We start from the raw sequence: 13262 nt of genomic DNA, 5'->3' as shown, positions 1-13262 counted from the left end.
GCCTTAATGATGAGTGGGGGGGGGGTCTTACCGTATTAAAGGTGTGGTGAGTTCTAACTACACTTGGCCTACATATAATCAAAAAAGGTGCTATTTTAATGATGATGCAAAGGCATTACATATACTCATAGATACTGGTAGAACCGGTAGCCCATATGGTAATAATATGTCGTGGGATATAGATATTACTCTACAAGCTCAGGGAGCTTTATATTTTTGGGGTGCTTATTACACCTCGCCTAGTGGGTGGAAGTTTACTGGGAGTGTTGAGAGAGTGGGGTAGAGTGTATTATCAAACGCTAAAGCCTAAGGCGGCTTTGTTTTTTTCGTTTATAAATAATAGTGTCGGTAGGGGAGTAGTTTAAGGTTTGTTGGATTATTTTGTGGTGGAATTTGGGGGTGATGGGGTGAAAACTTAAAGTTATGAAAACCATAATTTTCAATACTAAAATAAGCGTAAATGGCGATTTGTCCATAAAATAGGCGTTTAGCAATCCTTTTTTATATCTGTTATAATGATATAATATTATTTTGTAATAAAAAAGTAATATTAATATAAAATTAAACTTAATTTTAATTCTAAACATTTCTTATATATATCTTAATCGTATCTAGTTCGTATTTTGTAACCCCTTGATTTTGCTTAAGCTTTGTTAGGCAGTGGGGCGATGAAATTAGCGGATACTAGGGAAAATAAGCGCATAAATAACCTTATCATACAGAGGGGGCGTGTCCCCCATTGAGATTGCGTGCGTGTAATATTACGCTATTTTGTAAATTTGCGAATTTTTAAAGGTTTGCTTTGCTTGATTAGGGATATCTAAGCTAAATTTGAGTTAGCACAGGGATTTAAGACGGCGTGGTGATTGAGTGGTGTGGTGTGATGGGGGTTAAAATTTGTGAGATGGGGGGGGGTAGATTGTGGGGCGTGGTTGTGGTTGAGTGGTTGTGTGGGTTATGCCTAGCAAAATTTTAGATATTGTAGTATTCGATAGTGGTGTGGTGGGGTGTGATGATTATTCGTGGTTGAGTGGTTAAGGTGTTAGAATTTGGAGCCATGTAAAAACACCTATTGGCGATATAAAAGTAAATGTAGAAAAAGCGTGGGAACACTTTAAGAAAAATACTTATAACCAAGATAGAAGTGATTTAAGTGGCGCATTTATCCACACTCTACAAGACCCACTTTTCATAGTCAAGCAGAATTGGAAGCCGACAGCGTCCCCTCATACTATGGGGCAATCCATCGCAAAAAGCCAAAATGCTAAACGCTTAATGGACGATCGACAACAAGAAATTATAACGCAATCTACAATTTTTTTCAAGCCTTTTAGTGATGAAAATGGCGCTATTGTGGGGGCGTGATTAGCCAAATTTAAACCCACGAAGTATCTGAACTGTCATAATCCCATATATTATCAGCTTCACTCTCATCATCTTTAGCAAAGTATCTGCCACGGGTAAATTCTTTGATATAAGCTACTGCGTCTATGATATCATCATATTTGCTATCAGTTTGCGGGTCAAAGCTTAGGAGTTGGGCTTCTAGCTCGCCAGCGTTTTGCAAACTTGCGTTTATAATCACTCTACCACTAGCAAAATCTGGATGTAATTGCGATATACGCACATTTTTGGCGTTGCTATGGTGTTTTAGCTTTTCTACTGGGATAGTTATGCCTGATCGTTTTTGGACTTGATCAATAGTGTAGAAGAAGTCATTTTGCGCTCCTGCACGCTCAATCCCAAATCTAATAGGGCGAAATTTCAAATAAACTTCTAAAGCTTTTAACCCCTTTTCAAATGGAGTCCAATGTCCGCACTCAATATCAATTATATAGATATTATACTCATTTACCGCAAATGTTACAATAGCCGTTTTATCATGTCCATCATAGGTGGCTAGATCCATGGTGGTGTAGATGGTGCATCTATTTAGCTCTAGCTCTGAGTTGTTTTCTAGTGTTAGGCTCTTGGCTGGGTAGGCTGTGATCTCTATAGTCTTAATGCTATCGCTATCGCTGTAATATACTGGAGCAACGCTAAGATCATAATTAACACGCTTAAAGTATCGTAGATACTCACGCTTAAATAGCTGCTTTTCTGGGCTGATGGCTCTACACATATACTCTTGATAAAACTCATTTTCTAAGCCTAGCTGGGCTAATTCAGCCTTTTTAGCCTCTATAAGACCAATAGGGAAACGAGATGGCCAAGTCGATCTATTATTCTCTATAATTGGTATTCGCTTAGTTTGCCATCCCCTAGAGTTCTCTTCTTTGTCCATTAGAATGGTATTTAATAGGCTATCTTCGTGGATTATTGTGCCTATTATTACAAGTTTGCCTTTTGTAGGGTGTAAAGTAGGGGCTAAATCAGCAAAGAACCACTCCTTTATCTTTTGTCTATTTTTGATATTTGCTATGGCGTATTGACCTAATTTGCTCTCTAGATCATCAGCTATTATAAGGCTAGGTCTTCTGTGATGATAGATATATCCCCTAGGGTCTTGCCCTGCGCCCATAGCACAGATGAAGCAAGCTCTCTCTAAGCTATTGCCATCTGCGTCTTTTAGACCTGCGTTTATGATTATCTCACATCTATCACTTGCCCAAATCTCGCCCTTGCTGATAGCATAGCCTTTGCGATTAGCGCTAATTATCATATCTTTTATATCTCTTAAGAAGTTACAAGCCTTCTCTTTATCAGATGATACTAGCATGGTAAAGGGCTCATAGTGGAAGAATAGCTGACATACTACAAAAATTTTATTAAGTAGAGTGGATTTACCAGCACCACGAAAGATGGCACACGCCTTTTTATTACCATCATTTAGTATAAACTCTAATATCTCTAGATGAAATTTGGGCGTAGGATTTTCAAAGATTTCAGGGCTAATATCCTTAGCAAATTTAAGATAGTTAAGTATCTCTTGGTTCATATTTTAAGCCTTTTTATTTTAATATAGCTTAAAATTTTCTATAAAAGCGGTAAGCGTTTTGAGATTAATGCTGTTGTTTTGTTGATTTTCTTATAAAATTATGTTTTCATCACTCATTTTAATCTCTCTGTTACTTCTTTTATAAAATTTTTAGCATCAAGAAAGTAGTTAGGGTAAGCTTTTTTAAGCTTTTTGATACTATCAATGCTAACTAAAACGCTTTGCATGCTGTCGTTTGTCTCCATGCTTTGATACATTGCCTGAGCTAAGAGTTGTTCGCCTTTGCTAAAGGCTGTTAGCTTTAATATGCCGTCTTTGGCATCTAACACCATAAGATAAAGACTCTCTTCATTACCAGCTTTTTCTAACTTATCGGCTACAACATTTAAGCCTTTTAATAAAAAAAGTATATTGTGCTTTTTGTCTAGTTCCCTTATCTCGTATTTGTGTTCTTTTGCCCCAGCAAATAGCTCAGCACATAGCCAAAAAAAGCGTTTAAAATGTTCATCGCCGTAGCCTGCTTTAATGTTTGTGCTACTTCGCAGGGCTAAAATTTCAACTGCTGTAGCCCAGTAGTGTTGAAGTAAGTCCCTAAGTTGCAATTCGATATGATAGCCATTTACTTCATCTATTTTGCCGTTGTATTTAAAAACTATGTGATAACTTCTGTATCCATCCGCCTTAGGACGAGTTATGTAGTCGTTTTCTTTTGCTATTTCAAGCACACTTCTTTTGCCAAGATAAACCTCTTTTATACTTTCTACAAACTGCTTAACTTCGTTATTGTTCTTAAAAACGGCTCTAACACCGCCTATATCTTGCATTCTGTCTAAACACATACCTTCAAAGCGTTGAAGTTTAGCTTGTATCGAGCTTAACCTCTTAAGCCTTCTAGCTATAAAAAGCGGTTTTGGGAGTTTTTTAGATATTGTTTTTACTAGCATTTTCATAAGCTGAATATGATTGCTTCTAAAAGTTGAGATAACATCCAAATCCTCTTTTGTAGTGCTATTGTTTTTTAAGCTTAGCCCAGCTTTTCTAACAGCAGTGTTTGACACTCTCATATTTTTACCTTAGTTAAATTTTTGGATATTATTTTACCAAAAATAGCTTTTAAATTCCATATAATAATATTATCAAGAAAAAGCTTAAAATAAATAGTGCTACAACTCTTAGAATTTCTAGCCAAGGTAGCAAGATGGCAACTGCCATCACTATTAAAATTAGATTTTGTGCTACCATATTTTGCTCCTTTTATATGCGTTTAGGGTTTTGGGTTTGGCTTTGGTGGCAAGGCTATCTATATCGTTAGTTTTATAGACAACTGATTTGCCTATATGATAGGCCTTGAGATAATTAGTCTTATCCCAGTGCCACAGGGTTGAGCGGCTGACATTTAGAAGTTTTATGGCTTCTTTGATTGTTATATATTTTTCTTTCATTTATAAGCCTTTTAAAGTTCTAAATTTGTGTAGTTCTATGAGCTTATTGCAATACCATCTGGCTTTTTGTAGGTCTTCTAGCTCATCATCCTTTTTACCAGCACGGCTAAGGTATTTGATAGCATTGCCTTTACAAAAGCCTTTGAATTCTTCATAGCTTAGCCATGCGCCTAAGACCTTTATGGTCTCATATGGGTTATCTCCGCCGTAGTGTGGTGGGTGGTTTATCTTATTCATTGTCTTCTCCTATAACTTCTTTCTTGTAATTCTTCAGCCCAAAAGGCAACTTTTAACTCTTCTATGCTAGGGCGCCCATTTTTATGGGGTACCCCACGAAGTGGGGCTTTAGTGCGTTTCCAAAGTGCCAAACTTTGGTCGCAAAGACGGACTTCGTTCGTCTGCGAAGTTAAATTTGGCTGCTCTATCTCTATGCTTTGTGGCAACTCTGGGGTAAAAAGCTCGGCTATGCTTTTTGGCTCATAATCGTTATCAAATAGTGGCAGTGTCGCATCACCTTCGCTTAGTCTCTCCCACATTATTCTCATCCTTTGTGTGTGTTTAGATACTACTTTTGCTTTTGCTTTCCACTGGGCAGTAAATTCATCGCCTCTATATCGATTAAGGATTATGGCTAATTTAGTATTGGTTCGTACTTGATGTGGCATCATAGCTGTAAATCCTTAAGCGCTAGTTTATACCTTTTGATTAGAATTTTATGTGCTTTTATCCTTTTGTCCCTTTTATTGCTTTTAGGGAAATTTGTTTTTATATACTCTATAGCCTGTTTATTTAAGGCTATAGCGTGGATCAGTCTTAATTCATCGTCTATAAAGGCCATAATCTCTCCTAAAATGGGATAGAGTCATCTACTACGCCGCTATGCAAATCTTTTAGTGTAGTTTTTGGCTCTGCTGGCTCTGGCTCTTGCGTGTGCGTTTGGGTGGTTTGCTCTTTTTGTTTTTTAGCTGGCTCCCAAATTATATTCCATAAAATCGCTGGATTATCATCAGCATATGGCTTAAAGCAGATAATCTCTATCCTACCACCACTAAAGATTGGGCTATCTATATAGCCACTCATATACTCATTGCCACTTTGGCTAGTTCGTAGCCAAAGTGAGCCTATAATGATGTTACTCGCCAAATTTGATTTAAGGCGTGGGAGCTTTAAATAGTATGTTGGCGAATTTGGGTTATCGCTATTTGCTGGGCTTATAGTGAATTCTAACATATTTGCCACGCCTAGAATTTGCATTGAACCACATAAATATTTAACTATCTCATCTGCTTGAGTAAAGCTTTTTTGTGTTATGTAGCCTATTTTCATATTTTCTCCTTTTTATTTAAAAAACACGCACCAATGCGACTTATTAGCTGTATTTTGCGTGATTAGTGGCTTTTGTGAAAAGCACTTTAATATCTCATTAAGCTTTATGTCAATTTCAGCCCACTTAAATATAAGCGTGCCACCGCTTTTTAGCACTCGCCAGCACTCATCAAAGCCACGACCAAGCTCGTCTCTCCACTCTTGCGGTAGTTTGCCATATTTAATCACTATAAAGCTCTTATCATTTATTCTTGAACAATGCGGTGGGTCAAAAATCACTAGCGCAAAGCTTTCATCATCAAAAGGTAGATTTTTGAAATCTACTACCATATCAGGATTAACTACAAATTTTTTGCCATCGCAAAGCGTAGTTTCTAACTTTCTTTTATCACAAAACAGCACTCGCTCATCTTGCTTGTCTTTGTAAAACATACGACCACCACAGCAAACATCTAAAATAGCTTTACTCATTTTTAATACTCTCCCATAATTTTTGATACCATTTTTTGGCTCCATTTTTTTATTTTTACTCTGTCTCTATATCTAGTGAAATTTGGTTTAATCTCTCAAAAACTTCTACACTTGAGACTGCCTCAGTAGCGATATGAGCTAGGCGGTCATTCATCCTATCATCTCTATCAGCTACGATTTTAAACAAAGCTTCAAAGCGTTTAAACTCATCTTTGCTTAATGAGCCATTTTGGCGTTTGTGATATAGCTCTGTTAATTCAATCTCAGCTATGCTATAAGCTACACCTAAAAGCTTAGTATTTCGCTCTATATCTACTTTGGTATTTTCTACTGCCGCGCCTAGCGCTGTGTGCTTGATAGTGCGGTTTAACTCTTTATTTTCTATAAGGGCTAAATTTACCTTATGCTCTAAAAGCTTATTCCAGCCGTACTTTTGCTTCCAGCGATTTATCCTTGAAGAGCTAGAGCTTATACCCTTTGTAGTGAGTAGCTCGGCTAATTTACGCTCTGTTATAGGGGTGAAGTCATTTTCAAGCGTAGCTGAGTTAATCCAAATTTCATAAGCTATGCTAGCTTCTTCATTCATTCTTTGTGGGGGTGAGGCCTGTAGTGCCTGTAGCTCTTCAGGCTCATTTAATATCTCATCTCTTTTGTTAATCTTGCTAACGCCTACTAGATTGCCATATTCATCGTAGAAATTTACGATATCGTTTGCTTGTTTCATTATTCTCCTTTGCTGCTATTTGCTTAGCTTTGCTAGCTGCAAGGAAAAAACATAAAAAAACAACTAGCAAGGCTAAGCAAATAGCTAAAAATTAGCGGTAACACTTTGGTAACACTTATTTTCAAAAAGTGTTACCTTGGGCTAAGTGCCTTTTTATGGGTATTTGGTGGCTTAAGGTTTCTGTGGTAGGTAACACTTATTTTCAAAAAGTGTTACCTTAAGCAAATATAGGTAAAATAAGCATTTAAAGGCTTAAGAAAACTACTAGTTACACTTTTTTCCTATAATTGCTATAGAAAAAATTTTAAGTAAGAGAAAAAATATTTCTATAGCTATATAGAAAAAAAGTGTTATTCTGTTACCTAGCTCACGAAATGCCCTTAAATAGGGGCTTAGAAGTGGTAACACTTTTTTTCTTAAAGTGTTACAAAGTGTTACAAAGTGTTACCGCTCGATTTTATGGGGGTAGGATTATCAAAATCAGATAATCTTACTAAAATATCACTATAAAGCTTAAAAAGTAATTTAACAATATTAATTTAAATAACACGATGAATAAGAAAAACTTATAACCATCTCTAAGCCTTTTGGAATGGAGAAAAACAAAAGGCTTAGAGATGGTGAGCATTAAAGCTCATCACCATCTAAAAAGCTGCAAGGCTCAGACATATTCTCTATATCTAAATTCATATTATTTATAGTAACGCTAGTGATATCAAAATCAATATTGATTTCAATACCAGCAAAGCCACGCTCAACAGAGGCTAGACCGATTCTAGGTACTGAACTCTTTCTTAATATAACTTGAAACTCTATATTTGACATTGTGAGTTCATCTTTTAGCGTTTGAGTGAATTTGGTCTGGCTCATTGGCTTGTTGCCACGCTCTTTAGCAAATTCACAATATAATAGATATAGATATTTATTTGGCGTGAATCTCTCTTTATTTGGCTTTATAGCATCACGGATAAAGACTCTAGTAGGATTAACTTCATCTTTATACTCATCTAGTGATTGAAGCATCTTTTGCCCTTTGGTGAATTTGCCATTAGTTACTAGGCGCTCTAGGCCCTCAAGTGCTAGAGCGAAGATACCATCTAGCTCATCGCTAAAGCGCTCACTAAGCCCCCTAATCTTCTCATCATCTTTAATCTCTTTATCAAAGCCAATTAGTAGCATACGGCGAAATACGGCGTTATCTATATTGCTCTTTGGTTTGTCATTACCAGCAAAGGCAAATTTGGGTTTGTCCTCCGGCTTTAGGCTGTAGGGCTGCTGGTTTTTAGGGTTGATTTGTATCTGATCTCTTGGGGATACTAGGGCTTTTAGGTTGCTAAACTGCCCTTTATCAACGCCTAGTTTATCAATCTCACTACCGATATTTAGCATCTTATTAGCTAGGCCGTGAAGTTCGTGGCCTTCAAGTTGCTGAAGCTGGAGATTTGATACATTATCCTCGCCAAAAAAGTTTCTTAAAACGTCCAAAATCACGCTCTTGCCATTGCTACCACTCTTGCCATATAAGAATAAAAAGGATTCATAATCATGGCTAGGTAAAAAGCAGTAGCCTATAAACTCCATGAGAGTAAGCCTATCTTCATCATTCATGACTTGGCTTAAGAATTTTTCCCATTTTGGACACCCCGCCTGTGGGTTATAGTCAAAGTCAAGCATATTTGTAGCGTATAGCTTTTTGTTGTGATGCTGGCTAAAGACTATCTTGCCACTTTTGCTGATGATTATAGAGCCGTTTCTAAGGTTTATAACCCTTTTGTTGATAAGGCTAGGCTCACGCCTTTTGGCATCGATTAGCACACCTTGGCCACGGATATTGTCTATTAGCTCTGTGGCGGTGCGATCTGTAATCTTCTTTTTATCTACGCCACTAGCGCCCATCCAGTGATGAAGCAAAAACTTATAAATCTCTCTATCATCTACAAATGAGTAGAAGTTGCCATTCCAAAAGTATATCTGACCCTTATACTCGGCTATATCATAGCCTAGCTTGCGAATAGTTCTTACAAAGCTATCACACATATCAGCTAGATGAGTTTGATGGTAGTTGGTTCGCAAAATCTTTTGAAAATCGCAAATTTTATCAACTACCTTAGCCCACTGCTCTAAGTCTTTGTCAGCTTGTGGCGAGACAAAAAGCCTATTTTCTAGCATTGCGGATTTAACTTCAGCGGTGATATCTTTTAGCTCTTTGCTTTTAAATAGCTTGATGAAATAATCTATTTGATTATCATCTAGTTCGCCCTTAACGGGAATAATGTTTAGATAGTTGCCATCTTTGTCCGTTTGCATTATCTCTTTACATATATCACTAAAGGTTACCTTCTTAAACGGCTCTTTAAACTCTTTTAGGTCGCACTCATATAGCTCGCTTATCTCATCTATTAGGTCATTTGTGAGCTTAAATGAGCTATATATGAGTTTATCTATTATTCTTTCAGAGCTTGTGAATTTGGCTTGATTGGCTCCTAGATAATCGCTTATATCATATTTAGCTGGTGCAGCAGGGCAGAGCTTATAAAATAGGGTGATATATACAGATTTTGCTACGGCTTCAATCTCTTTATATCTAGCTATGGCGCTTGTATATCCAGCCTTATCATTGTCAAACCAGATATAGACGATTTTGTCTCTTAATAGCTCTTTGTGTTTTTGCCATGAGTTATTTACTCCACCGAGAGTCAAAGCGCATACCCCTAAGCTACATAGGTTTATAGCGTCCTTTTCGCCCTCGCAGATAACTACTATATCGCTATCAAACTCATGGTAAAAACCGATAGGGAATGGATAGGCACTAGCCCCACTAGCTCCTATCCATTTGCCTGGCATTAGCTCATTTGAGTAACACCGTGCCTCACTATCCCATTTGAATTTGGTTCTGTGTTTGATGTTTATAACTTCGCCTTGCTCATTGGATATTATTATCGCTACGCTATCATTTTGTGGGTCAAAGCCTATATATCTATCAAAGAGATAATCAAAATAATCAGTCTTGGCTATAAAGATATCAAAAGGCTCAGCTAAGGCGGTAAGGCTTTTGGCTTGTTGTAAGAAATTTGGAGCTATTTTGCTTAGTTTGGCTCTCACAATTTGGGCTTTTTGCTCGGCTTCTTGCTCTAGTTTGGCTCTAGCGGCTTCTTGCTCTTTTTGGAGTTTTATGAATGCTTCTTTTTTAGCTTCTAACTCTTCATCGCTTAGGCTCTCATCGTAATTAAATCCTATGAAATTTAGAGCGACTTTAGCGGCTTTGGCTGGAGAGAGCTTCTCATATAACTCTATAAATTTACCAGCGTCCCCACCAGTGCCACAGGCAAAGCAGTTGAAGAATGCAGAGCCATTTTTAAAGCTTATGCTACCGCTTGGGGTTTTATCTTCGCCGTGAAATGGGCAGTGGTATTTAAAATCTTTAAAGATTATGCCACGAGATGACATAAGCTCTCTTAGCTGCTCTTTGGAGTAGCTCCTTAGTAGTTCAAAGATATTATCTTGCATTATAAATCCTTCACATCAAATAAACTAGCGCTATCTATGTAGGTTTGCAGCGCAACTATTAGCTTTGTTGCCGTGTATTGATTTTTAAACTTAAATCTACGAAAAAGCGAATAGATGGTATGTTCGCTTTTGCCTAGATTAAGAGCGATGGCTCTAGCTAAGGCTCTCTCATTACCTGCGACGGCTAGGGCTTTGTAGTAGTAGTAAGTGGTCTTTTCATAAAGAGGATTACTAAAATCTAAAAGCACTAAGCCATCACAGCTAAATCTATCACTTCTGCCAAGTCTTTTGTCTGAGCTTTTAAGCTTTTGGAGGCTTAGCTTTGAGATGCCGTGAAATGCGGCGGCCTCATCTAAAGTAACAAAGGCACTCAAACTAAAACCTCCAAACGGGGCAATCAAGCTAGAAAAATCAATAGAAATTACAGGATGTGTGTGCCAAAGCTGGATTTAAAAACTGCTTGATTGCGATGTTAAATAACTTAAGTGATACCAGCAAATCACTTTAAGAAGCCGCCTGCAAGATTTGAAGGATTGGCGACTTTTTAAAGTGATTAATATATCAAAAAATAGAAAATTAATATAATTATATATTATTTATAATAGATTGTCAATAGTATTTAATATAATAATGATAAAAAAAAATATATTTTTGAATAAAAATAATATATTTACATTTTAAAATATTAGTGTTATAATATAAAATCAAATTAGGAATTAAAAATGCAAGATGACAAAGAATTAATTAAAGAGATGAAAGCTTTTTTTAAAGTAAATAGTCTTGAAGATATTGCGGAGAGATTAGGATATAGTAGAAATTCTGCTAATAACTGGCGTAATAATGGATTAAATAGTAGAGTTATAGCCAAATTTGAAAAAGCCAAAGCTGATAAAAAGAAGGATGATGAGGCCTTTGATGAGCTGTTTTTTGGTGGGGGGATAGGGGGGATATTAGTAAGATACGATAGAGAGGATAATACCCAGCATAACTACACTCTAAGCCCTGAGCTAGTAGATTTCATACTTCTTTATATAGATTATGGCAATAAAGCCTTACTAGAAAAATTCACTCAAGATTTAAAACAGATAGAAAACCTAATCAAATAATAAAATCCACGCATTTAAAATCACGAATTCACACTTTTATAATATAGCTTTATATTTAAAGGCTAAATTATGAAAAAGACAAAAAATAGACTATTTTTAATCGATGATGCATTCTCTAAACTTGAAAATCAAAAAGATAGATTTTTAGCTTGTGAAAGAGTTTATAACGCTACATATGATGATGCGCATCGCAGACGCTTAGCACCTCAGAGGTCAAATATAGTAGAGCGCTCTAGAATCTATGTCCCACTGGCTAAGACAAGTATAGATATACTACATAGTATATTTAAATCTAGCTTTTTAGGCTCGGGGTGTCCTATAGAGATAACAAGAATTGGCTATAATGATGATCACGATAGAGCATTAAGGGACGCACTAACAGCGGCGGTCAAGGCTAAATGGAGAGAGAATAAACACTTTATCGGCATTAGTAGGGCGGTGCTATCGGCTCTGTATCTACCGCTTGGGGTGGTGAGTGTGTACTGGGGTGATGGGGATATACAGACTAAGTTTATCCCTATAAATACAATCGCATTTGACCCATATGCTAGTGATATAAATGATGTGGAGTATATATGCTATAAATTTGCTAAGAGTAGAAATGATGTCAAGGCGAAGTTTAAAAGCGGATTTTACAAAAGTGATGATGAGTATGCTGTGCTAAAGGCTGGTAGGCGAATACTGATAAAAGAGATATATGAGAAAAACTGGGAGAGAGGTGGCTGGGACTTAACTAGCTATGCTAATGATATAGAGGTTAGAACGGCGTGGTTTAATCAGTTGCCGTTTTGCTATGGATATTGCTTTGAAAATATGCCAAGTGTGAGCAGAGATGATTTACTAAATGATGATTATATAGGGGTGTATGGCTCGTGTCTGCCTGAGCGGGTAAAGGAGCTACAACAAGAGTATAATATAAAGCGTAATCAAAAGATAGATTTGATAGAAAATGCTATAGACCCACAGTTTGCTATAAACAGCGAGGGCGGGATAGTAAATGCTAATGACTTGTTAGCCCGTAAAAAGGTGATACGGTGTAATCTAAGTGGCGATGGGGATATAAGCAAGGTAGTAGCGCCGCTGCTGCCTACTGGGTCAGTATATGATGTAACTACAGAGATAGAGATGATAAAGAGTGAGTATGAGATAGCAAGTGGAGTAAATAGCATAATGACTGGGGTAACAAGTGCGAGTGATAGAAGGAGTAATACAAGTCTTCAGACTATAAATGCTGCAAGTGGGGTAAGAGTAGAAAGTATGTTTCAATCCTTAGCCGCTACTATGCTACATGAGTATGCTAAAAAGTATGTAAAATTGCTATATAAAAATCTAGATGATGAGTATCTAATCAAGATAACTGAAAATCCGGATATTATAAATATCATTGGTAGTAAAGAAGAGAGAATGAGTAGTGATATAGACTTTGATATAAATGTGAATTTCGGCACTACTATAAGCAGCGATGTAGTAGTAAGTAAGATAAATACACTGCTAGGCACTCTAGCGCAACTTGGGCTAAATAATCCAAATTTGATAATGCCACTGATAAAAGAGATGAGCGTGGCGTTACTTGGAGAGAATGCGCCAGTATATCTAATAGATGAAGCGTTTAAAGAGCTACAAGCGCAGCAAGAACTAGCTATGGCTACACAGGCTATGAAAGGAGAGGCTATGGCTAATAATATGGGGTCGCAAAGTGATGCGGATAAAGAGGCGTTAATCGCTGGAATAATCTAATAAAAGGAGAG

15 protein-coding genes are annotated in these 13262 nt (G+C 36.9%); 3 read left to right on the top strand and 12 right to left on the bottom strand.

Annotated features, from left to right (window positions below; translation table 11 throughout):
• Positions 1 to 46 precede the first annotated feature (46 nt).
• On the top strand, positions 47 to 283 hold the full coding sequence (locus CIGNP91_RS05955; RefSeq protein WP_086253667.1) for a hypothetical protein: 237 nt from the start codon (positions 47 to 49) through the stop codon (positions 281 to 283).
• A 1092-nt stretch (positions 284 to 1375) separates the two neighbouring features.
• Here the strand turns inward: CIGNP91_RS05955 and CIGNP91_RS05950 are convergent.
• From CIGNP91_RS05950 to CIGNP91_RS05905, 12 genes are all read right to left on the bottom strand, one after another.
• Positions 1376 to 2938, bottom strand: a complete 1563-nt coding sequence (locus CIGNP91_RS05950) for a hypothetical protein (protein ID WP_086253666.1) — start codon at positions 2936 to 2938, stop codon at positions 1376 to 1378.
• Between the two features lie 113 nt (positions 2939 to 3051).
• A complete protein-coding gene (locus tag CIGNP91_RS05945) occupies positions 3052 to 4002 on the bottom strand; it encodes a RelA/SpoT domain-containing protein (RefSeq protein WP_086239225.1) in 951 nt (316 codons plus the stop codon).
• A 49-nt stretch (positions 4003 to 4051) separates the two neighbouring features.
• The gene (locus tag CIGNP91_RS08835; protein WP_272889782.1) at positions 4052 to 4180 is read right to left on the bottom strand and encodes a hypothetical protein; all 129 of its coding nucleotides are present in this window, start codon (positions 4178 to 4180) and stop codon (positions 4052 to 4054) included.
• Entirely contained in the window at positions 4174 to 4380 is a 207-nt protein-coding gene (locus CIGNP91_RS05940; protein ID WP_086236223.1) for a helix-turn-helix transcriptional regulator, read from the bottom strand. The genes CIGNP91_RS08835 and CIGNP91_RS05940 overlap by 7 nt, the downstream gene beginning before the upstream one ends.
• Positions 4381 to 4617 (bottom strand): DUF3310 domain-containing protein, encoded by a 237-nt coding sequence (locus CIGNP91_RS05935; protein ID WP_086236224.1) that lies wholly within the window; start codon positions 4615 to 4617, stop codon positions 4381 to 4383.
• Positions 4614 to 5048, bottom strand: a complete 435-nt coding sequence (locus CIGNP91_RS05930; protein ID WP_086253665.1) for a hypothetical protein — start codon at positions 5046 to 5048, stop codon at positions 4614 to 4616. Before CIGNP91_RS05930 ends, CIGNP91_RS05935 begins: the two co-directional genes overlap by 4 nt.
• Positions 5045 to 5218, bottom strand: coding sequence for a hypothetical protein (locus CIGNP91_RS08625; protein WP_180383224.1), 174 nt, complete (start codon positions 5216 to 5218; stop codon positions 5045 to 5047). The genes CIGNP91_RS05930 and CIGNP91_RS08625 overlap by 4 nt, the downstream gene beginning before the upstream one ends.
• Positions 5219 to 5226: 8 nt before the next feature.
• On the bottom strand, positions 5227 to 5706 hold the full coding sequence (locus tag CIGNP91_RS05925; RefSeq protein WP_086253664.1) for a DUF736 family protein: 480 nt from the start codon (positions 5704 to 5706) through the stop codon (positions 5227 to 5229).
• Positions 5707 to 5718: 12 nt separating this feature from the next.
• On the bottom strand, positions 5719 to 6177 hold the full coding sequence (locus CIGNP91_RS05920; RefSeq protein ID WP_086253712.1) for a class I SAM-dependent methyltransferase: 459 nt from the start codon (positions 6175 to 6177) through the stop codon (positions 5719 to 5721).
• A 55-nt stretch (positions 6178 to 6232) separates the two neighbouring features.
• Complete coding sequence (locus CIGNP91_RS05915; RefSeq protein ID WP_086253663.1) at positions 6233 to 6901, bottom strand: hypothetical protein; 669 nt, start codon at positions 6899 to 6901, stop codon at positions 6233 to 6235.
• Between the two features lie 627 nt (positions 6902 to 7528).
• Positions 7529 to 10408 (bottom strand): phage/plasmid primase, P4 family, encoded by a 2880-nt coding sequence (locus tag CIGNP91_RS05910; protein WP_086253662.1) that lies wholly within the window; start codon positions 10406 to 10408, stop codon positions 7529 to 7531.
• A complete protein-coding gene (locus CIGNP91_RS05905) occupies positions 10408 to 10782 on the bottom strand; it encodes a hypothetical protein (protein WP_086253661.1) in 375 nt (124 codons plus the stop codon). The genes CIGNP91_RS05910 and CIGNP91_RS05905 overlap by 1 nt, the downstream gene beginning before the upstream one ends.
• A 348-nt stretch (positions 10783 to 11130) precedes the next feature.
• On the opposite strand from CIGNP91_RS05905, the gene CIGNP91_RS05900 reads away from it, so the two are divergent.
• Both CIGNP91_RS05900 and CIGNP91_RS05895 read left to right on the top strand, forming a co-directional pair.
• The gene (locus tag CIGNP91_RS05900) at positions 11131 to 11514 is read left to right on the top strand and encodes a hypothetical protein (protein WP_086253660.1); all 384 of its coding nucleotides are present in this window, start codon (positions 11131 to 11133) and stop codon (positions 11512 to 11514) included.
• A gap of 69 nt (positions 11515 to 11583) precedes the next feature.
• On the top strand, positions 11584 to 13251 hold the full coding sequence (locus tag CIGNP91_RS05895; RefSeq protein WP_086253659.1) for a portal protein: 1668 nt from the start codon (positions 11584 to 11586) through the stop codon (positions 13249 to 13251).
• Positions 13252 to 13262 lie beyond the last annotated feature (11 nt).

The sequence above is a fragment of the Campylobacter sp. P091 genome (genome assembly GCF_002138935.1).
In the GTDB taxonomy this organism is placed as follows: domain Bacteria; phylum Campylobacterota; class Campylobacteria; order Campylobacterales; family Campylobacteraceae; genus Campylobacter; species Campylobacter devanensis.
The sequence above is the reverse complement of the archived record's forward strand: the minus strand, read 5'-3'. Positions and strand labels throughout refer to the sequence as shown.